The sequence below is a fragment of the Sphingobacterium sp. UBA2480 genome (genome assembly GCF_002341965.1).
GTDB lineage: Bacteria > Bacteroidota > Bacteroidia > Sphingobacteriales > Sphingobacteriaceae > Sphingobacterium > Sphingobacterium multivorum.
Window position 1 is genome coordinate 168050 of sequence record NZ_DDPA01000004.1, and the last position, 23303, is coordinate 191352.

18 protein-coding genes are annotated in these 23303 nt (G+C 40.6%); 12 read left to right on the forward strand and 6 right to left on the reverse strand.

All coding sequences use genetic code 11. The features are described from left to right. Positions 1–134: 134 nt before the first annotated feature. Positions 135–1013, forward strand: a complete 879-nt coding sequence (gene era, locus B3600_RS08215) for a GTPase Era (RefSeq protein ID WP_070570335.1) — start codon at positions 135–137, stop codon at positions 1011–1013. 73 nt (positions 1014–1086) lie between these two features. Here era and uvrC read toward each other — a convergent pair whose 3' ends face one another. The 4 genes from uvrC to B3600_RS08235 form a co-directional block, all read right to left on the reverse strand. Continuing rightward, on the reverse strand, positions 1087–2886 hold the full coding sequence (gene uvrC / locus B3600_RS08220; protein ID WP_115046553.1) for an excinuclease ABC subunit UvrC: 1800 nt from the start codon (positions 2884–2886) through the stop codon (positions 1087–1089). A 93-nt stretch (positions 2887–2979) separates the two neighbouring features. Continuing rightward, positions 2980–5250: a penicillin-binding protein 1A gene (locus tag B3600_RS08225; RefSeq protein ID WP_112374936.1), complete on the reverse strand. Its 2271-nt coding sequence runs from the start codon at positions 5248–5250 to the stop codon at positions 2980–2982. A 240-nt stretch (positions 5251–5490) separates the two neighbouring features. Next, a complete protein-coding gene (ispF, locus tag B3600_RS08230; RefSeq protein WP_070570337.1) occupies positions 5491–5970 on the reverse strand; it encodes a 2-C-methyl-D-erythritol 2,4-cyclodiphosphate synthase in 480 nt (159 codons plus the stop codon). Positions 5971–6338: 368 nt separating this feature from the next. Then, positions 6339–7157 carry a glycogen/starch synthase gene (locus B3600_RS08235; protein WP_070570107.1) on the reverse strand — a complete coding sequence of 273 codons (819 nt, stop codon included), beginning with the start codon at positions 7155–7157 and terminating at the stop codon, positions 6339–6341. 114 nt (positions 7158–7271) lie between these two features. Between B3600_RS08235 and panC the strand changes: the two genes are divergently transcribed. The 11 genes from panC (at position 7272) to B3600_RS08290 (ending at position 20152) form a co-directional block, all read left to right on the forward strand. Then, positions 7272–8165: a pantoate--beta-alanine ligase gene (gene panC / locus B3600_RS08240; RefSeq protein WP_312523616.1), complete on the forward strand. Its 894-nt coding sequence runs from the start codon at positions 7272–7274 to the stop codon at positions 8163–8165. Between the two features lie 44 nt (positions 8166–8209). After that, positions 8210–8560 (forward strand): aspartate 1-decarboxylase, encoded by a 351-nt coding sequence (panD, locus tag B3600_RS08245; RefSeq protein WP_115046550.1) that lies wholly within the window; start codon positions 8210–8212, stop codon positions 8558–8560. 120 nt (positions 8561–8680) lie between these two features. After that, a complete protein-coding gene (locus B3600_RS08250; RefSeq protein ID WP_115046549.1) occupies positions 8681–9043 on the forward strand; it encodes a hypothetical protein in 363 nt (120 codons plus the stop codon). Between the two features lie 371 nt (positions 9044–9414). After that, complete coding sequence (locus B3600_RS08255; RefSeq protein WP_286752661.1) at positions 9415–11751, forward strand: TonB-dependent receptor; 2337 nt, start codon at positions 9415–9417, stop codon at positions 11749–11751. A 14-nt stretch (positions 11752–11765) separates the two neighbouring features. Beyond that, positions 11766–12233 (forward strand): thioredoxin family protein, encoded by a 468-nt coding sequence (locus B3600_RS08260; protein ID WP_286752662.1) that lies wholly within the window; start codon positions 11766–11768, stop codon positions 12231–12233. Between the two features lie 75 nt (positions 12234–12308). Continuing rightward, positions 12309–12980: a hypothetical protein gene (locus B3600_RS08265; RefSeq protein WP_286752663.1), complete on the forward strand. Its 672-nt coding sequence runs from the start codon at positions 12309–12311 to the stop codon at positions 12978–12980. 203 nt (positions 12981–13183) lie between these two features. Further along, positions 13184–13777, forward strand: coding sequence for an FKBP-type peptidyl-prolyl cis-trans isomerase (locus tag B3600_RS08270; RefSeq protein ID WP_286752664.1), 594 nt, complete (start codon positions 13184–13186; stop codon positions 13775–13777). Positions 13778–14927: 1150 nt separating this feature from the next. Continuing rightward, positions 14928–16571, forward strand: a complete 1644-nt coding sequence (locus tag B3600_RS08275; RefSeq protein WP_286752665.1) for an NAD+ synthase — start codon at positions 14928–14930, stop codon at positions 16569–16571. A 284-nt stretch (positions 16572–16855) separates the two neighbouring features. Next, positions 16856–17428: a DUF4136 domain-containing protein gene (locus B3600_RS08280; RefSeq protein WP_112374943.1), complete on the forward strand. Its 573-nt coding sequence runs from the start codon at positions 16856–16858 to the stop codon at positions 17426–17428. A gap of 179 nt (positions 17429–17607) precedes the next feature. Continuing rightward, positions 17608–18228 carry a 3'-5' exonuclease gene (locus tag B3600_RS08285; protein WP_172462409.1) on the forward strand — a complete coding sequence of 207 codons (621 nt, stop codon included), beginning with the start codon at positions 17608–17610 and terminating at the stop codon, positions 18226–18228. 10 nt (positions 18229–18238) lie between these two features. Further along, the gene (locus B3600_RS08290; protein ID WP_112375437.1) at positions 18239–20152 is read left to right on the forward strand and encodes a DUF294 nucleotidyltransferase-like domain-containing protein; all 1914 of its coding nucleotides are present in this window, start codon (positions 18239–18241) and stop codon (positions 20150–20152) included. A gap of 55 nt (positions 20153–20207) precedes the next feature. On the opposite strand, the gene B3600_RS08295 is transcribed toward B3600_RS08290, so the two are convergent. Continuing rightward, complete coding sequence (locus B3600_RS08295) at positions 20208–21260, reverse strand: glycoside hydrolase family 43 protein (protein ID WP_286752666.1); 1053 nt, start codon at positions 21258–21260, stop codon at positions 20208–20210. 1 nt (position 21261) lies between these two features. Then, positions 21262–23223 (reverse strand): alpha-L-arabinofuranosidase C-terminal domain-containing protein, encoded by a 1962-nt coding sequence (locus B3600_RS08300; RefSeq protein WP_286752667.1) that lies wholly within the window; start codon positions 23221–23223, stop codon positions 21262–21264. Between the last annotated feature and the right edge of the window lie 80 nt (positions 23224–23303).

Consider the following 23303-nt stretch of genomic DNA (forward strand, 5'->3'; position numbering starts at 1 on the left):
CCAACTGCTCCACCCCGCAATATATTTTTGAACAAAATTGCTTTTTTCTTTTGAAAAAACAAGATTATGATCCTTCCGAATTGGAGTACAAAGATATATTTTGTTTCTTTGTAATCCTAATAAAATTTAGAAAAATGTCACATAAAGCAGGATTCGTAAGTATCATCGGAAAGCCAAATGCTGGTAAGTCCACCCTAATGAACGCTTTAGTGGGTGAAAAAATGTCTATCATTACACCCAAAGCGCAAACGACAAGACACCGCATTATCGGTATTGTAAACGATGAAGACCATCAAATTGTGTTTTCGGACACCCCTGGTGTTATCAAACCAAACTATTCTTTGCAAGAATCGATGATGAATTTTGTCCAAGGATCGTTGATCGATGCAGACATTATTTTATTTGTGACAGATATCCACGAAAAATACGATGAGAACGATGTCCTGGAGAAATTGCGTAAAACAAATTCCCCTGTTGCCGTGCTTATCAACAAAATTGATAAATCTTCGGAAGAAGAGGTCAAGGCTAAGATTGAATTTTGGCAGGAAAAATTAAACCCAGATACCGTTTTTGCGATTTCAGCAAAATTAAATCATAATGTCGCCGCCGTGATGCACTACATCAAGGACAAGTTACCGATTCACGAAGCCTATTATGAGAAAGATGAGCTAACGGATAAATCCATGCGTTTCTTCGTCTCTGAGATGATCCGTGAAAAAGTATTCAAACTATACGATAAGGAAATCCCCTACAGTACAGAAGTAATCGTCACATCATACAAAGAAGAAGCAAATATCACTCGTATTGCTGCCGAAATTATTGTAGAGCGCGACTCTCAAAAAAATATTATCATCGGAAAAGCAGGTGCCATGATCAAAAAAGTCGGTACCTATGCCCGCCAGGATATTGAAGAGTTTATCGATGGAAAAGTATTCCTCGAACTTTTTGTTAAGGTGATTCCTGACTGGAGAAGTAAAAAGAACTACCTTAAACGTTTTGGTTACGATGATTAATTCGCTTTGAAAAGTTCGTACGGAGACCTTTTTTACCGACCTCTACTGCACGAACTATTCTTCTTTTAAATTTTTACGTTGCAAAATATTCACGAAGTGCTTTAATCTGTTTCAGATTAAGCACTTTTTTTAGTTCTTCATCGGAGGCTTCCTTCACTTTTTTTACCGATTTAAACTCAGTTAACACTTTCTCAACCGTTGTTTTTCCAATACCCGGAACATTTTCCAGCTCTGAAACGAAGGTTTTGCGGCTCCGTTGATTTCTGTGGAAGGTGATTCCGAAACGGTGTGCTTCATCCCGGAGATGTTGAATGACCTTGAGGGTTTCAGACTTCTTATCCAGATAAAGTGGATATTGATCACCCGGATAGAATAGCTCCTCCAGTCTTTTGGCAATGCCGATGACCGTGACTTTCCGTTCTATCCCCAACAAGCGCAGACTCTTTAAGGCTGCGCCCAGCTGCCCTTTTCCCCCATCGATAATGATCAATTGCGGCAAAGGCTGATCTTCATCCAATAATCGCCTATAGCGTCTAAAAACAGCCTCCTCCATCGTGGCAAAATCATTGGGCCCCTCCACGGTTTTCACATTAAAATGGCGGTAATCTTTCTTCGAAGGTTTTGCATCCTTAAAGACAACAATAGCCGATACGGGATAATTCCCCTGAATATTCGAGTTATCGAAACATTCAATATGTTGCGGGAGCACATTCATGCGCAGATCTTTTTGCATCTGCTTTAAGATGCGCTCCGTCCGAATATCCGGATTAAGCTTTTCATATTGCAACAGACGCTCTTTTCTAAAAAATGCCACATTCTTTTGGGAAAGCTCCAGCAATTTTTTCTTTTCCCCCAGCTTCGGAATCGTAAATCGAATCCGTTCGTTCTCTTCAATATCCAATTCAAAAGGTACGATAATTTCCCGCGAGAGGCTTTTGAAGCGCTCCCGAATCTCCGGTATCGCCAAGGCCAAAAGCTCCTGTTCACTCTCGTCCAAACGCCTTTTCATTTCGAGGGTCTGTGTCTGAATAATAACACCATTCATGACTTTCAGGTAATTGACAAAAGCGTAACCCTCGTCTGAAGCAATACTAAATACATCCACATTGGTAATGGATGAGTTGACCACCGTCGACTTGCTCTGGTAATTGTCCAGCTTATCCAACTTGGCCTTCATTAACTGCGCTCTTTCAAAATCCAAAGCCGCTGCTGCTGTCCCAATACTTTCCTTTAAACGATTGGTCACCACAGCAATCTTTCCGTTCAGAATATCCTTGATATCGCTCAGGTTCTGATCGTAGTCGTCTTCGGACTGATACCCTTCGCAGGGCCCCTTACAATTTCCAATTTGATATTCAAGACAGATCTTAAACTTGCCTTTCCGTATATTTTCCTGTGTGAGGGCCAAATTGCAGGTACGTAGGGGAAACAATTCACGGATCAGATCCAGTACAATATGCATCATCCCCACCGAAGGATAGGGGCCATAATAACGAGACCCATCCTTGATATATTGTCTGGTCCAAAAAACCCGCGGAAAAGGTTCGTTCTTGATGACAATCCATGGATAGGTTTTATCATCCTTCAACAGAACATTATACTTGGGCTTGTGTTTCTTGATTAATGAATTCTCAAGCAACCAAGCATCAATCTCTGTATCAACTATAGTAAAAGATATACGGTTGATCTTGCGAACCAAAACACGGGTTTTGCCATTCAGCTGATTTTCATTCACGAAATACGAACCAACCCGATTACGCAGATCCTTCGCTTTACCGATATAGATCAGCTCACTATTTTTATCAAAATACTGATAGACTCCCGGTCGATGTGGTATCTTTTTTAATTCTTCTCTATAATCAAATACGTCCATTACGTTCCAATATCAAACATGTTCAGCAAAAAGGCCAGACAACAAATCTCGAAAAAATTTATTATCTGGCCCAATGGTATTCGTCAAAATAACTTAGAAACCTAAGCGATCATCTTTTAGTTTAGTCGCATCTTTACCGCTTGAATCCGTAGATCCATCTTCGACATCAGAGCCACCACCGCCCCAATACTGATTACAGTCAATGACACGGGTAAGCCCACCCTGCGGTTGCTCAAAATCGCCCTTGGTATACTTCAGATTTGAATCTTTATATACTTTCTGCATATAGTACGCAAATACAGGCATCGCTGCTGCGGCCCCCTGTCCGTACTCCATCCTGTCGAAACTAATACCTCGATCTTCTGCACCGGTCCAAACCCCTGTAACCAGTTCCGGTGTGATACCGATAAACCAGGCATCTGAGTTATCGTTGGTTGTACCTGTTTTACCACCAATTGGATTGGTGAGCTTATACATCCATTGAATACGTCTCGCCGTACCTTGGGATACCACCTTTTTCAACATATCAACAATAATATAAGCAGATTCACTATTTAGGGCTTTTACGACCTTTGGTGCTTTATCATAGATCGGTGTACCATTTTTATCTTCAATACGTAAGATCGCAGTTGGCTCAATCCAGGTTCCTTGATTCACAAATGCCGAATAAGCACCCACCATATCAAAGACCGACGCTTCATAAGCACCTAATGAGATCGAAGGATAATTAGGCACATCACTTGTTATACCCATCCGTTTAGTCAATGCGGCCACTTCTGCAGCACCAACTTCGTGTACCAAATAGGCCGTCGCATAGTTTTGCGAATAAGCCAATGCCTTCGCTAAAGTAATCGGGTTCCCACCTTGTGCATTTCCTCTTGGCGTCCATCCATTATAGGTTTGTTGGTAATTGGGAATACTGTAACATGGTGAATAGCCATTGTCGATCGCAACCGCGTACGTAAATGGTTTCGCCGTCGATCCGACTTGACGTGTACCCATTTTTACCTGATCATATTTGAAGTGGTCAAAATCAATACCACCAACCCAAGCTTTGATGTGTCCGGTCTTCGGCTCCATAGACATCATCGCATTGCGCAACATGAGTTTATTGTACTTAATGGAATCCATTGGCGTCATCATCGTATCAACACTTCCCTTCCACGTAAAAATATTCATCGGAACCTTTACATTGAAAGCCTTTTTGATTGCGTCTTCATTCAAGCCCTCTTCTTTCAAAATACGGTAACGGTCAGAGCGCTTCATTCCACTCATGAGCAGTTTGGCTTTGTCGCCTTTAAAAGGATCCCTATTTTTCCATTGTGCGGAAAATTTAGACTGCAATTGCTTCATCCATTCTTTTTGCGAATCCTCTGCATATTGCTGCATCGACATATTGATCGTCGTATAGATTTTCAATCCATCACGATCGAGGTCATACGGCGTACCATCTGGTTTGGTGATGGACAATTTTGCGAATTCTTTTTTGATTTCATCCTTTAATACCGCTCTAAAATAGGGTGCCAAACCTTCACCGTAATTTGCAATCTTCAGTTCTAAACCAAGTGGTTTCTCCTTCGCTTTGGTAGCCTCCTCTGCCGAAATAAAATTAGCGGCAACCATATTGTTCAATACTGTATTACGGCGCGTACGTGATTTTTCGGGGTACCGCACAGGAGAATATGCTCCCGGGCCTTTAAGCATTCCTACCAAAAGGGCTGCTTGTTCCGCCGTCAGTTTATCCGGAGTCGTATTGAAATAAGTCCGCGCAGCGGATTTGATTCCGTAGGTATTATAAGCACCAAAGTCTACCGTATTAAAATACATGGTAATAATCTCATCTTTGGTATAATTTCTTTCCAAACGAACAGCGGTAATCCATTCCTGAAATTTTTGGATGACACGCTTTAGAAAATTCTTTTGCCGTCCATCCGAAAATAGATTCAGAGCAAGCTGCTGTGTAATGGTACTTCCCCCCTGTTTGTTACCTGTCAAGGTGTGAAAGATAACTGTAAATGTCCGTGAGTAGTCTATCCCGGAGTGATCATAAAAGCGTTTATCCTCTGTAGAAACCAATGCTTTGACCAAATAAGGTGACAATTCACTATACTTTACATTGGAACGGTTTTGGACATAATACGTTCCCAATACCTTATGATCTTCCGTGATAACTTCAGACGCTAAATTACTTTTGGGGTTTTCCAAATCACTGAAGGAGGGTAATTTTCCAAATAGGCCAAGACGTATACTCAATATAAAGAGAAAACCTATCGCGACAATCCCGACGATAATTTTCCAAAAATTGAACGTATACCGCTTGACATCAGCCTCAGTAAGTTGATTTTTTTTTGATACTCGTTTCATCTATTTACTAAATTTCAAACGTAAATATTATTCATTGTAAAGACCGCAATGCAGAGACCATTTTTCCAACCGCAGTTGCATTTTGCAAACTTGGATAGGGCATCATTTTGATCTTTAAAGACTTCAATTAAGACATTAATGCACACTCTATCAGATAGTGTGCCAAGAATCCCTACTTTGGCAAAGGTATTACTAATTGGGCCAAAAGCAAGAATTTAAACGTGAAAATATTGTGGCGAACTACGCGCGTTCAATCAAGCAAACCGCATAGGCAACCACCCCTTCCTGACGACCGATAAATCCCATCGTTTCATTTGTTGTTGCTTTAATAGAGATGTCATCGATATCCAAACCCGTTGCTTCAGCCAGTTTAACCTTCATTTGTGGAATGTAGGGTTTTATCTTAGGAGCTTCCAGGCACAGCATCGCATCAATATTGCCAAGCGTATATCCCTTCGCAGCAATCAGCGCCATACATTCTTTTAATAACAATAAACTGCTAATGCCTTTCCAGCGCATATCTGTATTTGGGAAGTGGTAGCCAATATCTTCCAAATTGGCGGCGCCTAAAATGGCATCACATATCGCATGAACCAATACATCGGCATCAGAATGCCCAAAGGCTCCAGCATGATGCTCCAGTTGCACTCCACCAACAATAAACGGATGACCTTCTTTCATCTGATGGACATCAAATCCAAATCCTACCTTAATTTTCATTACACGAATTATAGCTATGCTGTCTGTTCACATCCTTAAGATATGCCCAAACACGCGGTTTATATACACTAAATCGGCCAATGTATGCTATTTGATAAGCTAGCATAGGTATAGATCAAAACCGATTCATCTTCGCTGAGATTCCCTGGTATGAACATCTAAAATCATTGACAGATTACTGCGAAGATAGCAATTCGCAGCTATATTTATTGCGACAAAAGGTTTCTGGCAGGTAGCGCAACGAAAATCATTGAAATAACGGTTCGACCAGAAGAAAAAGAGTCGCATAAAAAAAAGGCTATCCTTGAGAATAGCCTTTTTCTATATTATTGTCTGTTTGTTTTTCGAAACGCTTCGAAAGGTAAAGCTTAAGCTTCTACTTCTTCTGGCGCAAACTGATCATATACTTCTCCAAAAGCATCGTAGTCCTGATCGCCATTAGGCTCAAAAACCTGAATATCTTTTGATCGAGCAAAATCAACTATTTCCGTGTTGACATTTTCGTCAGCGACAACCACCATATCGGTAAAATGCAAAGCACCTTTGTAGATCGCCTCATAACTACCATCGCCGTACACCTGCGCATCCGCAGCCTTAAAGGAGCCCTCGGGCGCCATTTCAGCATACTTTGTACCTAATGTACCTTTAAATTCTTCATTGAACAAAGAGTACATCACTTTTGCATCCTTGAATGTAGGATCGTCTTTATACGTTGTCTTCACGTAAGCCGGTACCAAAGCAGAGAACCATCCATGACAGTGTACTACATCAGGGGACCAACCTAATTTCTTCACAGTTTCCAATGCTCCTTTACAGAAGAACACCGAACGCTCATTATTGTCTGCAAAGAATTCGCCATGCTCATCACTAAAAACTTTTTTACGCTGAAAGTAGTCTTCATTATCCAAGAAATATACCTGCATACGGGCCGCAGGTAATGAAGCAACTTTAATAATTAGCGGATTATCATTATTATCCACAACAATGTTCAAGCCTGAAAGACGAATAACCTCATGTAATCTATTTCGACGCTCATTGATATTCCCAAAACGCGGCATTAAGATCCGGATCTCAAAACCCTTTTCTTGCATCGCTTGCGGAAGTTGACGTGTAATTTCAGAAATTTTAGTTAATTCGAGGAAAGGCGACATCTCGTGAGTAATAAACAATATCTTCGTTTTTGCCATCTCCAGTTATTTTTATTTATTATTTTCGAACAGTAAAATCGGTCTACAAAGGTACGAAAAAAATACTTACTATGCAATTTACTATTAATCATCGTTTTATATTCCCAAAATATTATGCAACTTTGCCAACAAAAACTAAATAGCAAAGTGGAAATTTTCAAAACGAAAGCATCTCTCCAAGCATACCTGCAACAAGCCCGATCAACAGGTCAAAAAATCGCTCTAATCCCTACGATGGGCGCTTTACATGAAGGACATTTATCCCTATTAAATTATGCAAAACCAATCAGCGATATTCGTGTTTGCAGCATTTTTGTTAACCCCACACAATTTAACGATCCGAAAGATCTCGAAAAATATCCACGGCCCATTGAAAACGACATTAGATTACTGGAATCCGTCGATTGCGACATTCTCTTTTTACCAAGTGTCGATGAAATGTATCCCGATAAAAATGAAGCCTGGCATCTTGACCTTGGCGAACTGGATCAGATTTGGGAAGGTGAAAAACGCCCCGGGCATTTCCAAGGTGTCACCCAGGTGGTCTATAAATTATTTACCTTAGTACAACCGGATATTGCTTGTTTCGGGCAAAAAGATTTTCAACAGGTCATGGTCATCAAACGCATGATAGCCATGAAGGATCTCGCGATTCAATTGGCGATATGTCCTATCATTCGAGATCAAGACGGCCTAGCACTGAGCTCTAGAAACGCGCGCTTAAGCGACGCTGGAAAAAGAACAGCTTTGGCGCTCTCCCGCTCCCTGCAATATGTAAAAGATCATATACATGACGCTATCCCGCTAGCGGAAATAAAGGACAAAGCCTTGCAGATTTTAACAGACACCGAAGGACTAACCGTTGAATATTTTGCCCTATGTGAGAGTTCGACCTTAAAAGAAGTCAATCACATCGATTTCAGTAAGCAGCATGTCGCACTTGTCGCTGCCTGGGTTGAAGGTGTTCGTTTGATTGATAATATGATTCTGAATAATTTGTCAAATTAATTGACAAATCTTTCAAATTCAGTAGAAAGCCCTACCTTTGCGCCATGGTAATAGAAGTAATGAAATCCAAGATTCACCGCGTTAAAGTCACACAAGCGGAATTGAATTATGTGGGTAGTATCACGATAGATGAAGATTTGATGGATGCCGCAAATATCATCGCTAACGAGAAAGTTCAAATCGTAAACAACAATAATGGAGCCCGTCTTGAAACATACGTCATCCCAGGGCAACGTGGATCAGGCATTATCTGTTTGAATGGTGCTGCTGCTCGCCTGGTTCAGGTCGGCGACATCGTCATCATCATTTCCTACGCAAACATGGATTTTGAGGAAGCTAAGAAGTTTAAACCTTCCGTTGTATTTCCAGACGACAACAATCATCTGATTAAATAGTCAGGAAGCAAGTTAAGCTTAGCACATAGAAACTTTATAATTTTTTAATGAGTGGATCACGAATACTCACAAAATAAAATCGTATTTTTGAAGCGTTACCCTAAAAAGTAACGCTTTTTTATGTACCGAAAAACAACGAAATCCCCACGTCAGCTTATCGCATTTTGCCAATTGGTATTAATGTCGCTGATTATTATTTCGGGTGTTGTTTTTATGCACAAAGAGGTAAAATCAACCGGTGAGATTGTCATGCACACCCACCCTTATGATTTTACCAAGAAACAAAAGCCGCAAGAAACAGATGACCAAATCGAATACCTCAATGTCATCTATCACAATACCTACGTACAAACTGAATTTACCGTCCTTGAGCTTCCTATTCCGCGTGAAGTAAAAGAGGAACGCTATCATTTATTTTGTCCGGAAGCATTCACCACAACCGTCGATCATTACCACTTACGTGGTCCCCCCAGCTTAGCATAAATCAAAAATCAAAGATTTCGAAGGTCTGCAGTCCAGGGTGGCCAAACTCGTGTTGTGCAAAAAACAATATGTTAGCCATGCGCTCAATTGATTGGTCCAGTTGCTATGGAATGTAGTACCTATCGATAAGTATCTTTTGATACCATCTTTTCGTTGCCTCCTTTTCGAGCATTGTCTTTTCACAATGGCGAAAACGTTTGCTGAATAACCTTGGCGGGAGTTCAGTACGTTGCCTGGTATAAAGCACCTTACTAAAAAACAAGCCATTCGCCTGTTTTCGAGAAGTTTGCAATACCTCGATCGCCATTTATGCAATAGGAATAGACCTCGCTATACGAGGCTTAAATGTTTTAAATTTTTATCAAATTACGATGCTAAAGCAATACACATTATTGGCCACATTACTGGCTGGTACATCCACTATATACGCCCAGTCAAAACTTGAAGGCTACTTGTTCAATAAAAATCATGAAGCGGTTCCTTCCGGTACCCTGACCTTAAAAAACAGCAAGCTCGCGACAACATCCGATGCCGATGGCTACTTTAAGCTGTCTGCAATATCAACGCAAAAAGTAACCTTGAATATATCTGCAGTGGGCTATCGTTCCTTCAGCAAAGTCATCTCTTTAGACACGTTGAAGGCACCATTGCAAATCCAACTGGAGGAAGACAACCTCAATTTGGATGAGGTTGTGGTTTCAGCTACACGCTATGGCGTAAAACGTAAGGACGCTCCTGTAGTGGTCAATGTCATTGGTCCCAAATTATTTAATGCGACACAATCTGTCGCTATGTCGGAAACATTGAATTATCAACCGGGGGTACGGGTAGAAAACAATTGCCAGAATTGCGGTTTTTCACAAGTCCGGCTTAATGGTCTCGAGGGCCCCTATTCACAAATATTGATCAATAGTAGGGCGGTATTTTCCGCACTAAATAGCGTATACGGTTTGGATCAGATTCCAACCAGTATGATCGATCGTATTGAGGTTGTGCGTAGCGGCGGTTCGGCTTTATTTGGTGCCAATGCCATTGCAGGGACCATCAATATTATTACAAAAGATCCGGTAGAGAACGACTGGCAGGTCAAATCCACCAACTCACTTATTGGTGGCAAAAGCTGGGATAATACCGTTGATTTTAATACCTCAACAGTTTCGGAAGACCTCAAAAGAGGAGCCACATTCTACGGTATGCACCGTAATCGGGAAGCTTACGATGCAAATGGTGATGGTTTTTCGGAAATAACCAAACTTCGTAACACCACTTTTGGCACAAAATTATTTTACAAACCGACTGACCTGGATAAGATAACGGTAGATTTTAGCACCGTGAATGAGTTCCGCCGCGGTGGCGATCAACTTGATAAAGTACCCCATCTGACGCAAATCACCGAGCAATTGGAAACCAGTTCGCTTGTTGGCGGAATCACCTACGATCATTATTCCACAGATTATAAGCAAAAAATGTCCCTATATGGCTCTGTGCAGAAAACTGTTCGCGACAGCTACTATGGCGGTCTTGGGGGCGGAACAACACTTGCCGACAGCACATTAGCCGCAAATGCCTATGGAAAAACAAATGATATCGCGCTGGTTGCCGGGGGACAATATACCTACAACTTTGAAAGAGATGTATTTACTGCCGGAGTGGAGTTTTCATACAACGATACCCAGGATGAAATACCGGGGTATAAACGAACCATCGATCAGCAGAATAAAGGACTAGGCAGTTATGCCCAATACGAATGGAAACCTTTAAGTAATTTTAAAACGTTAATTGGAGCGCGATATGATTATACCTATGTAGACGGTAAATATAGTCTTGCAGGTATAAACCGAAACTCAGATCAGCGCTTCGGCACCTTTAGCCCACGGTTGACGATCTTATACGATATCACAAAAGACCTTCAATTTAGAGGGGGCTATGCACGTGGCTTCCGTGCACCGCAGGCATTCAATGAGGACATGCACGTCACTTCCATTGGTGGAAACCAAGTATTTGTATTGATCGGTGAAAATCTGAAAACAGAATATTCCAATGCCTACACAGGTTCCTTTAGCTACAACAAAAATTTTGGAAATGTACAAACAAGTTTGCTGGTAGAGGGATTTTACACGGATCTAAACAATCAGTTTGTCAACGTCATGGCGTCTGAAAAAGATGGATTGATTATCCAGGAAATGCAAAATGGTGAAGGAGCCCGGGTGTATGGTTCCAATATTGAAATCAACATCGCGCCATCCTCCTGGTTTTCTTTCCAAACCGGCGGAACGATCCAGCGCTCACGCTACAAGAAAGACCAACTCATCTATACCGGAAAAGAAGATGGGCAGGATATCCTCACCAAGAAATATGTCCGTACACCCAATATCTATGGTTATTTGAATAGCAACCTGAAAGCGACCAAACAATTTGCGATCGATCTGACCGGAGTGTACACGGGAAAAATGATTGTTCCGCATATTCAACGTGATGTGATGACTCTTAAAAATGCCCGGGACTTTGTGGAATTAAATCTCCGTTTAGGGTACACCTTTCCAATACATAAGGATTTCAGCATTGAAATTTTTGGGGGCGTACAAAACATGTTCAATGCTTTTCAGAAGGACTTCGACAAGGGAGCGCTACGTGATTCAGACTATATCTATGGTCCAACACGCCCCCGTACTTACACGTTTGGACTTCGTGTTGGTCATTTTCATTAACATAAATTTGGGATATGAAGCATTTCCAAAAAATATATGTGCTCTTAATCCTATTCTTTAATCCGCTCTGTCACTATGGACAAGAGCGGATAAATTGGATTGATTTTGCACAATTGGATTCACTCCTGGCCGTTTCACCACGCGAAACACTGCTCTTTATTCATACAGATTGGTGCAGCTATTGCCGGAAAATGGAACAGGAAATCTTTACAAAAAAGGAGATTGTCCAATTAATCAACAAACGCTACTACGCGGTGAAGCTCGATGCCGAATCTATTCAAGACATTGCTTTTGACAACAGTATCTGGAAGCCCCAAAGCAACAGAAAGAAAACGGGGCAATACCATCCGTTAGCATTACAGCTGCTGCAGGGACGAAAAATGATCTTTCCAACTCTCCTACGTTTTGACGGCGAATTTCGTCTAAAAGATATACAGCAAAAATACCTGAATTCAAAGGAGTTAGTTGCTTTTTTAGAATAATTTAACATTTACTTGTAGCGAACTCCGTTATTCCTGCGTTTTGGATTTTATAATTAATACACACTTTAAGAAATTATGAAAAATATCACGAAATTATTAATGGCGTTCTTGTGTCTGGGGGTTCTTTTTACGGCTTGTAATAAAGATAATATCGATTATGATGCATTGAATAGACAACAAATAGAGGCTGCTAGAAAAGAAAAAGCACGCAGGGATTCTCTACTCAGAATACAAGCTCCTCTTTTAGAGCAATACGCCAAAACCAATTGGAAAGAAAACGCACGGTTTTCCGACTCCACAGGAATTTGGTACAAAGTAGAGCTTGCAACAGATAATTCAACACCATATAGTTACACAGGAAGTGTTGGCTATTATGGTCCACAAGCAAACGCGTGGTCTGCAACCTTAAACTTCAAAGGTGAACTGATGAATGGAACTGTATTTGACAAAAATACCGATGGTGTTCCTAAAGTTTACGACGACATTCGCGTTGCCATAAAAACTTATGGACAAGCATGGGTACAAGCATTTATTCCTACCATTATTAATATCCAAGGTCAAGATGTAAGATTTGAAGGTTTATTACAAAAAGGATTACAAAAAGGGGATAAAATTAGCTTTATTGCTCCTTCTTACTATTCTTTTGATCAAGTAGAATATACAACAGGAAGCGAAAAGGTAACTGTTCCTAAAAATACACCAGTAGTATACACCATCGACCTAAAAGCTGTTGGTGCTGTTAAATAAAAAATAAAAACAATGCATTCATCGAAGCCATTTTCCTCGTGAGAATGGCTTTTTTGTGACACCGCGTCCAGAAGTGTAAATTACTGTATCAAAATGTTAATTCTTACAGTGAAAACTTTTAACGAAGAAAAAATAATATACATTTGCAAAGCTACTTTCATAAAGAAAATAGCTTTTCCTTGAAAAACCAATAAAAAAATACAATGAAAAAACTGTTATCACCACTATTCATGGGAATTGCAGCAATCGCTTTCCTTATTGTAAGCTGTAACAAAAGTGACGATGCACCTGTTTATGATGCGAATGCACAATTTAAAACGGATTCTGTAACACTTAAAAATTACGTTAGCCAAAATTACCCCGATGCACAATACAACAGCGAAACGGGAATTTGGTATGAAATTCTTGCCGAAGGAACAGGGAACTATGAATATAAAGTGGTTGACACATTAAATGGCAAATACTTAAAATTTAAACCGACTGTAAAATATGTTGGAAAGTTATTGAGTGGAAGTGTATTTGATAAAACTGATACGGCCAAAGAATTTGAAATCATCACAAACACGGGGTATCAATATCCATTTTATAGCACCATTATTCCTGCTTGGACCTTCGCATTTGCACCACAAAAAATCGGTGACATGAAATTGGGCGGCTTAACCGAAAAAGGTCTACAAAAAGGCAGTAAAATTCACATCATGGCACCTTCCCTTTATGGATACCAAAACCAGGCTGTCGGAACTATTCCGGCAAACTCACCATTGGATTTTGTCATTGAAGTTACAGATATCAAATAATTATCGCCCCTTCTGAAGCAATAAAGCATAAAAGCTCCTAAAATGATCTCATTTTAGGAGCTTTTTAGTTCAAAGAGGTTTTCAACATAAACCTTCACAGCATCATTGCCTCATATCGACCCCTCTCTACAGGGAAATATGCTCCCACAATCTCTTCAAACTAAGAAATAAGGATTGATCTGTTTATTGGACGATAGTTTTAGTGTTTCCAAAATTATCCAAAAACTCAAAAGTAAGATAGATATTAATACTGATATATCTTGATACCTACTTATACCTAATAATAATTTTTAATCAATTTTTAAACAGTGATCAGTCACTAGTAATTCAGTGCTCACTGAGCAATCACTGAACAAGCACTGAACGATCACTGAACAAGCACTGTCTAAAGAGTTAATTTGGTCACTATCTAATTCTAATTTTTCTGTAGAAAAAATGAAAGAGAAAAAAGAAAGGCGCTATACTTAAGTAACAAAAGGATCGCTGCCGTGCGGTAATGGTATGATCCGAAAACAACACTTTAAATTAATTAAACCAAGGAGGAAATTGAAACACCACTCGAAACAGGATTTTAGAAAAAATAAAAGCTCGAAGTGGGGAACTCCGAGCTTTACCTAACCAATTATTAACCTAAATTATGAAAAGTTCTTTATATATTATTTTTAATATCTTTCGTTTCTTTTGATATATCAAAGGTACTACAGATCTGCTTTCATGTCAAGAAATTTAACAGCATTTAACGTTGTTAAAATTATGTTAAAACAATTTAGCACTCCTTGTGTCTTAAAAAGGGAGTCTACTAACCTTTCGACTTTCAATAACAAAATCTTCAGCCAAAGAGCTGTATAACCAATCGGTGCTCATTTGCAATTTCCCATACTGCTCCTTGTAAATAGCATATAAAAAAGTTATTCCTAACGTCGATTTGCTCCCAACTTGTAAAAAGCGTGCATCTACAATGACAGCAGTTTAAAAGGTGGACCCAACGTGGACTCAATGTGCACGCACTCCGCTTGCGAGCCGAAAGAGGCAATAAAATCTTAGCACTTTTATTCGCATAAGGGCGGGCAGAGTATCAAAAAAAAGAAATAAATTTGTGAGAAGATCCAACATCAATTGGTATCCTATTTAGTTAGACGATTAATAGCATATGAAAATAGCTTTAGCACAATTGAATTACCATATCGGTAATTTTGAAGCAAATACTAAAAAAATAATTAACGCGATCCAACAGGCCAAAGAAGCAACGGCCGATCTTATTATTTTTGCCGAACTCGCAATTGGTGGTTACCCTGCCAAGGATCTTTTGCGAAGTAAGGCCTTTAAACGTCAATCCGATGAAGCTATTCATCAAATCGCAGCCCATTGTCAGGATATCGCCTGTATCATTGGGGCACCAGTCAAAAACAGTGATCCTGAGGGCAAAGAGCTTTATAATACTGCTGTATTTATTGAGCATGGGGCAGTCCGAAACATTGTTAAAAAAGGCCTTTTGCCCGATTATGATGTATTTGATGAATATCGTTATTTTGAGCCCAGCAGACGTTTTGATTGTATCGAGTTGAACGGCGTAAAAATCGCCTTAACCATTTGCGAAGATTTGTGGGATGATGACGACGGGGGCAATTCTTACGTTGGTGATCCCATGGCGGAATTGAGAAATGAAAATCCAGACCTCCTCATCAACATTGCGGCCTCCCCTTTTTCCTATACCCATTTTGATGAACGGATCAAGGTCCTCAGCCAACAGGTAGCAAAGGCTGGTAGACCGCTCATTTATGTCAATCAAATTGGCGCTCACATGGATATTATCTTTGATGGACGCTCAATCGCCCTGAATAATGAAGGAACAAAAATTGCAGAACTAAAAAGCTTTGAAGAAGACCTTCAATTTGTCACCTACCATCAACAAAATATAACGTCCACCACGGCTTCTTCAAAGGAGTCTATAGCTGAGATGGCTCTTATACATGATGCATTGATCCTTGGCCTCCGTGATTATTTTCAAAAATCTGGTTTCAAAAAGGCGGTTTTAGGTCTGTCCGGGGGGCTCGATTCGGCCTTAGTCGCCGCCTTGGCCTGTGAGGCTTTGGGCGCCGATAATGTGTTAGCCATACTGATGCCATCGGTCTACTCTTCCGACCATTCGATAAAAGATGCGATGGATCTCGTCAATAATACCGGCTGTAAACATTATATCGTTCCGATAAAAGATATTGCCAATGCTTTCGAACATAGTTTAGCTCCTCTTTTTGAAGGGCTACAGCCAGATACGACTGAAGAGAATATTCAAGCGCGTGCGCGTGCGGTAATTCTGATGGCCGCTTCCAATAAATTCGGCAATATTTTACTCAATACATCCAACAAAAGTGAGGCTGCTGTCGGATATGGTACACTCTATGGTGATATGGCAGGTTCCATCTCCGTGATCGGTGATGTTTACAAATCCAAAGCCTATGATTTAGCACGCTATATCAATCGAGAACGGGAGATCATTCCAATCAATACCATTGAAAAGGCACCTTCTGCGGAACTTCGACCAGATCAAAAAGATTCGGACTCCTTACCGGAATACGACTTATTGGATCAAATCCTTTTTGAGCTTATCGAAAATGAGAAAGCAGGATCTGAAGTTGTAGCAATGGGCTTTGAAAAATCGTTAGTAGAAAAGGTATGTAAATTGGTTAATAATGCGGAATTCAAACGTTTTCAAGCTCCTCCTATCCTGCGTGTTAGTCCAAAAGCTTTTGGTCCAGGAAGACAGATTCCGTTGGTGGCAAAATATCCTTATTAATTTTACAATTCGGATTAAACCATATTTCTAGTTTTTTGTCTAAAGTAATAGATTGTAAAACCTAAAAGGATGGTAGCATCCCGGACGGTAAAAAAACAATTGCCATAAAGACCGTCAACTGTACTATTTTTACAATTGAAAGGTATGCGGATAAAGAATAAAAACAAATTAGTTAAATAAATATAAGTTCCATATAGGCCATGAACCATCATGAGTGTGGTTGTCCAATACGGCGACAAAATACTCATGGTAGATTCATCACAGTTGATAAATAAATTACTACGATGAAAAAGATTCTATTATTTTTGGTGCTTTGCGTTGCACTCGCATCATGTTCGTCTTATCAATACAATACCACTCGGGTAGAAAAGATGGATTTTACTCCTTTCAAGACCTATGCTTGGTTACCTCCGGTAGACTCGCTTTCGAAGTCTTATTTTGACAACGATATCGCCAAAGCCAATATCTTGGATGCCGCGAATACGGCGTTGGAGGCAAAGGGCCTGCAATATTCTAAAGATAATCCTGATCTACTATTTCGGTATATTACCATTGTCAACAATAAAAGCCGTTTAATTTATGGTGGCGGCGGTTATTACGGCTGGGGTGGTCCCTGGGGCTGGTACCGTCCATGGTTTTCACCTTATTACTATGGCGGCGGCTATTACCCCGTTGCAAAAGAACGCTATCGATATGGCCATTTGATTATTGAAGCCATCGATCGCAAAACAAACGCAGTAATCTGGCAGGCACGTGGTTCTGGCGATGTTGATAATCCTGAAAAGGCAATTAATAACATCAGCAAAGTTGCAAAAGGTGTTATTGACCTATTTCCTGTAAAAACTTTAAAGAAATAAGAGATATTCTCATTTTAAAAAAGGCTGGTTTACAAAATAAATCAGCCTTTTTAGTGTAACTAAAATTATTAGATAGCATCAGTGCCTTCCCTGCGCTCCCACAGCAAAAATATAAGCTGATTTACCATCTTTCCTCGGCAAATTTTGACTATTTTTAATTATTAATTACCGACAATTCATTGAAAAAATATTTGCTATTCTTAGATACGGAAACATCTGGTTTACCGAAAAAATGGAACAAGAGTTATATGGACAGTGACAATTGGCCCCATATTTTACAATTGGCCTGGATCATCTATGACGAAGACCAACAGGAAGTTAAACGAACCAATAAATATATTTACGAGCCGTTAATACCAATTAGCCCTGCATCCGAACAGATTCATGGATTGACACCACCTTTTCTAATGAAATATGGTGAGAAGAAAAAAGACGTATTACGGAAATTCAGTCATGACATCAAAAAATATAAGCCGCAGTTAATCGGCCATTTTCTATCATTCGACCTGCAGGTATTAGCAGCCGAATTCTATCGATCCAACTTGGCTATTCCATTTCATAACTTAGCATATTTTTGCACCTTGTTGCATAGCAAAAAATACGTTCGGAATCCAAATATGGTACATCTTCCACTTTCATCGCTACATGAAACGCTATTTTCGAGTCCAGCGACCGAAATGCATAATGCAGAAAAAGATGCCGAGATTACCGCTAAATGTTATTTTGAAATGATTCGAAAAGATGAATTATCCGAGCAGGACATACAAAATCAGCAAGCTGAATTCGAAAACATCTGTTAATGTAACTTCCATGAAAAACCCCGACGCTATACTACGCCTACTGAAATCGACTCAGCCATTTCAAATTCTGCCCGAAACCCTACAATTGAGTATCGTCGACAGATTCAATGAACATCGTTTTTCCAAAGATACCTTAGTTTATCGGCAGAACATTACCGACATGGATGGTGTTGATTTAATCCTCGAAGGTGAATATGAAACGTTCTTTCTGGATGTTTCTGATAATAAACGATTGGTCGAGATACACCATAAGCCGTATTGTTTTGGTGGAATATCGGTCTTATTAAACCGAACAAAAGCACTCAAGTCTGTTATCGCCAAAAAAGGTACAATTATTTATCGTTTACCCCGAAAAGACTTTATTGAGTTGTGTAATGCGAATGAAGAGTTTTTCCATTTTTTCACCAATTCCTTTGGAAAAAGAATGTTAGATGAGGAGTTTTCTCATTTTGTGAAGTCGCCAGCTTCCTTTGAGGAAAGCTACTTTGCGGCAGACCAACTCTATTCGCGCAAAATTGAGCATATTACCTATAAAGATATCGTATCCTGTACACCCGATACCCCCATCTTTGAGGCTGCACAGACCATGGCGAAACACAAGGTAAGCTGCATATTTATTAAAAAGGAGGAGCAGATTCTCGGCTATGCAACCGATATTACCTTAAGAGACAATGTCGTGGCCCAGCAGATTCCGGCAACGCAATCTATCGCTCAGGTTATGGATAACCCCATTGTCAGTATTTCCGATCAGGCCTATCTTTACGAGGCGGTACTGATGATGTTCCGCACGAAATCGAGGTATCTCCTTGTCGAGAAGGCGGGCAATTATATCGGTTTCCTTAGTCGAAATCGGCTATTGAGTGAACAGGGGCAGTCTCCGCTCGTATTCATTCAATCGGTTAAACTCGCCGAAACGCTGGATGAGTTGCGTGAAAAATGGAATAATGTTCCCGAGATTATCCACCAATTGCTCGGTAGGGGTGTAAATGCCGAGATTGCGAACCAGGTCATCACGACCGTTGCCGACAGTATTGCCCTTAAAGTAATTGAAAAAGTGATCGGGGAAATGGGCGAGCCACCCGCCAAATTTGTGTTTATGGTAACGGGCAGCGAAGGAAGGAAAGAACAAACGCTAATGACCGACCAAGATAACGCCATTATTTATGAAGATAAAGCAAACGAACAACGGGAGCTCGTACGCGCGTATTTCCTCAATTTTGCCAGTCGTGTGTCGGATCATCTCAATACCATCGGTTTTAGCTACTGTACCGGTGGATATATGGCCAGTAATCCCGAATGGACACATTCGCTGTCGCATTGGAAGAAAAATTACAAGAAATGGATTGAAGAGAGCATCCCCGAGAATGCGATTAAATTTTCGACCTTCTTCGACTGTAGGCGATTATATGGTGACCAGGGCATTATTGATCAACTCAAAGAATTTCTCAATATTGAGCTACAAAAACCCAACGAGCGTTTTTTTACGTTCATTGCAAAGAATGCGCTACAATATGAACCGCCGCTCACATTTTTCAAGGCAATAAAAACGCAAACAATAGGTTCTTCTGAAGTCTTCAATATCAAGAAAGCGATGACACCCATTGTTGACTTAGTCCGGGTTTACGCACTGCAAAACAGAATTTATGAAGAAAATACCGGTGGTAGGTTAAAACAGCTCCTTGAATTGGGCATCTTCACACAAGAACAGTACGAGGAATTAAATCAATCCTATTATTACCTGATGTCGATCCGTTTAAAAAATCAGGCCAACCAGATCCGTATCGCTAAACTGGCGCCCAACAATTACGTACCTATCGATAGCTTAACCAATATCGAAAAGGCGACAATTAAAGAGATCTTCAAAACAATCCATAATTTTCAACTCGGTATTAAGCTGAAATTCACTAGCAATTTATTTGGTTAAGTACCTTATTGCCATACAAAGGCAATAAGGTACGAAGATCAGCGCTAACGCGCTTCTATTTTTTTGGGAAAGACAAATCAAACTGCCAATGCTTTGCTAATCGCTGCAACTCTTGCTTTGTTATTGGGATGACAGCACCATGTTTGGGCGAAGTGAAATTAGTAGATTTCATTTTACCTGCATTAAAGTGTCCCAGATCAACAAAATTTTTAAAATCTGTGGTTTCACTGAAGCCAAAATTATGTGGTGATATCCCATAGATATCATACATTAACACCCATTTTTCTTCCCCTATCCTTTTCCACACATTCGGAGCTTCACAGGCTTCTGGCTCAGGGTCATAGAACCGATCATCATACTGATAGGGTCCATTCGGGTGGTCTGAAACAGCTTGCTTAATGCCTGGAACACCATCATGGGCAACATAAAAAAGATGGTATTTATTCCCCACCTTCGTCATATCGCCATCGATATAATTTTTATTTGATTTGGGGTATTGAAACAAGAGCTGTGGTTCTGATTCAAATGCTGTGAACTCCTTATTTAAGTAGGCATAGTAGAGCTGATTCAGTCCATTGCCAAACCGCATGGTAAAATAGATCATCATCTTACCAGTACGATCATCATAGATGAGTTCGGGAGCCCAAAAGGCGCCAACATTTTCCCAGCCTTTAAAGGCTTTTTCCAAGTATAGCTCCGTATGGGTCCACTGAATTAAATCAGCCGATTTCATTAAGACAATACCGCGGTTGTTACCCCATCCAAATGCGACTCCGTCGCGCTCCCATTCCGTATTTCTATACCCTTGCTTTTGTCCGTAGATATGTAGATCCGTCATGACCATATAAAAATAACCATCTTTTCCACGCATGATATAGGGATCGCGAATACCTTTCTGCTGTGCAATGCTATCACCAGCAATGATCGGTTTTCCTTTATTGATATCGGTGAAAGAATAGCCATCCTGACTGACAGCAACATACAGACCATGGCTTTCATCCTTAAAATAAACCATGAGGTAAGCAGCCAGATCCGATTCCTTCACCTGTGCAAACAAGTTCTGCACAAATAGCATCAGGGTTGTAAAAATGAGTATGCGGATATTCATCTTATTTTACGGTCAATTTTATCAAGGTCAAGGAGTAAGGTTCAAATGTTTCAACAATTGTCTTCCCCTTATAAGTTATTGTATTTTGCTTTGGACGGATGTTCAATGGTTCCTCGATACTGTTACTCTGGTTTAAGTTGGCGTTGGCCAAGGTGATTTTCTCTGCTGTCGCAGCAGGCTTTTTCTTCGAATTTATGGCAAGGTTCACTTTCATCGGCTTACTATTGTAATTGACGACTTTCACGATAAGCTGTTGCGCAACGGCATCAAATACTGCAGAAGCATATAGGCTATCTTTGCCCGCTACGATTTCACCATCCCGTTTGATCGGAACAATGCTTGTCCCTTTATTGGTCGCATATAATTTTTGCACTTGGTAGCTCGGTGTTCCATATACCTGCAAGTTATCCACCCAAATTAAATCAGGTGACCACTGCCAGCCATCGACATGGCCGAATAATGGCGCGTAAGATGCCATTTCCACTACGTCGCCATTTCGTTCCAGGCCCGTCATGAAAGCGGCTTCCGAGAGGGCCGCCTCCCAGGTACTTTTGCCAGGACCGTTTGGTCGTGTGGTATGCGAAGCGTATTCCCCTGCGAAGATTTTCACCCCATTTCTAGGGTAATTATCATAACGATTGGCGCTCGACAGAAACCAGGATGGTGGGCGGTAATAATGTTCATCAATGATATCGATATTCATCGCCCGCAGTTTATCATCTAAGAAGTCAAAACGATCTCCTTCGGGATCGGTACCCGAACTGGCGATAATTTTGATCTCCGGATGTTTCTCGTTTAACGCTTTCTTGAAGACGGTTAACCGCTCGATATATTGCGGGCCCCAATTTTCATTTCCAACGCCCAACATGCTAAGGTGGAAAGGCTCAGGATGCCCCATATCCGCTCGTAATTTTCCCCATTTTGTAGCTGTTGTGCCGTTAGCAAATTCAATCAGATCCAAAGCGTCTTGAACATATGTATCTAACTCATCTAAGGGTACCACTTCACCGGTATTAAATTGGCAGGCCATACCGCAATTGAGAATTGGCACCGGAGATGCGCCAATATCTTCCGCCAGCAAAAAGTATTCATAAAATCCTAAACCGAAGGTCTGAAAATAATCAGGTGTCAGACGATGGCTAAACTCGGTATTCCAGCGGTTGATAATCAATTCCCTTTCCGTTATTGGTCCAACCGTTTTTTTCCATTGAAACCGATTGGCCAAATCTCTCCCTTCAACAATACAGCCGCCAGGAAAACGGATAAAGCCGGGTTTCATATCGGCAAGCATCTGAACCATATCTTTACGTAAACCCTTCGGTCTACCTTTCCAGGTGTCTACTGGAAATAACGAAAGCATATCGACGTCTAACGTACCTGTCCCTGTAAACCACACATTTAATTTGGCTTTATCTGTCGTTTGGTTGGCAGGAAATTTGACTGCGGCTTCAGACCATGATCCGACGGATTCAAGCGGAAGTTCAGCTGTTCCAATAACCTTATTCTGTTGATCGAGCAGTTCAACATGGATTTTCATCCCTTTAGCTGCACTTTGGTATTGTACTGAGAACTCATATGCTGCACCCGCTTTCACTCCCATTCCTCTAAAGCCTTCATTTTGTAGACCTAATTTCAGGTTAGCTGCACTATGTATCCTTAAATAACGTTTGTTCCCTTTACGTTTGCCATCGTTTAGTAGCAGGTAGCTTCCCTCAGGACCATTTTCGAGCTTTTTCCAGCCCATCCAAGGCTGATCAAACTCAAATGATCTATTCTTTACCAATTCTGCATAGATCCCCCCATCGGCACCAAGATTGATATCTTCAAAAAAGACGCCCCACATATGCGGCGATATGTTGCCTGTAGGTTTATCCAACGCAACATTTAATGTTATCGGTGACTGCGCCATTGCTGAAGAGCCCAAGCTCGCTAACAGTAGAAGTGTTGACAGTACTCTTTTCATCCCTATATTTATTTTTTCAACAATAATTTATTATTTCAGGTTTTACACCAGCTTTAACAGCACAAATAGGGTAACACGAC

Coding starts and splice junctions, on each gene's coding strand:
- era (WP_070570335.1), top strand. CDS start 135: ATGTCACATAAAGCAGGATTCGTAAGTATCATCGGAAAGCCAAATGCT.
- uvrC (WP_115046553.1), bottom strand. CDS start 2,886: ATGGACGTATTTGATTATAGAGAAGAATTAAAAAAGATACCACATCGA.
- B3600_RS08225 (WP_112374936.1), bottom strand. CDS start 5,250: ATGAAACGAGTATCAAAAAAAAATCAACTTACTGAGGCTGATGTCAAG.
- ispF (WP_070570337.1), bottom strand. CDS start 5,970: ATGAAAATTAAGGTAGGATTTGGATTTGATGTCCATCAGATGAAAGAA.
- B3600_RS08235 (WP_070570107.1), bottom strand. CDS start 7,157: ATGGCAAAAACGAAGATATTGTTTATTACTCACGAGATGTCGCCTTTC.
- panC (WP_312523616.1), top strand. CDS start 7,272: ATGCAACTTTGCCAACAAAAACTAAATAGCAAAGTGGAAATTTTCAAA.
- panD (WP_115046550.1), top strand. CDS start 8,210: ATGGTAATAGAAGTAATGAAATCCAAGATTCACCGCGTTAAAGTCACA.
- B3600_RS08250 (WP_115046549.1), top strand. CDS start 8,681: ATGTACCGAAAAACAACGAAATCCCCACGTCAGCTTATCGCATTTTGC.
- B3600_RS08255 (WP_286752661.1), top strand. CDS start 9,415: ATGCTAAAGCAATACACATTATTGGCCACATTACTGGCTGGTACATCC.
- B3600_RS08260 (WP_286752662.1), top strand. CDS start 11,766: ATGAAGCATTTCCAAAAAATATATGTGCTCTTAATCCTATTCTTTAAT.
- B3600_RS08265 (WP_286752663.1), top strand. CDS start 12,309: ATGAAAAATATCACGAAATTATTAATGGCGTTCTTGTGTCTGGGGGTT.
- B3600_RS08270 (WP_286752664.1), top strand. CDS start 13,184: ATGAAAAAACTGTTATCACCACTATTCATGGGAATTGCAGCAATCGCT.
- B3600_RS08275 (WP_286752665.1), top strand. CDS start 14,928: ATGAAAATAGCTTTAGCACAATTGAATTACCATATCGGTAATTTTGAA.
- B3600_RS08280 (WP_112374943.1), top strand. CDS start 16,856: ATGAAAAAGATTCTATTATTTTTGGTGCTTTGCGTTGCACTCGCATCA.
- B3600_RS08290 (WP_112375437.1), top strand. CDS start 18,239: ATGAAAAACCCCGACGCTATACTACGCCTACTGAAATCGACTCAGCCA.
- B3600_RS08295 (WP_286752666.1), bottom strand. CDS start 21,260: ATGAATATCCGCATACTCATTTTTACAACCCTGATGCTATTTGTGCAG.
- B3600_RS08300 (WP_286752667.1), bottom strand. CDS start 23,223: ATGAAAAGAGTACTGTCAACACTTCTACTGTTAGCGAGCTTGGGCTCT.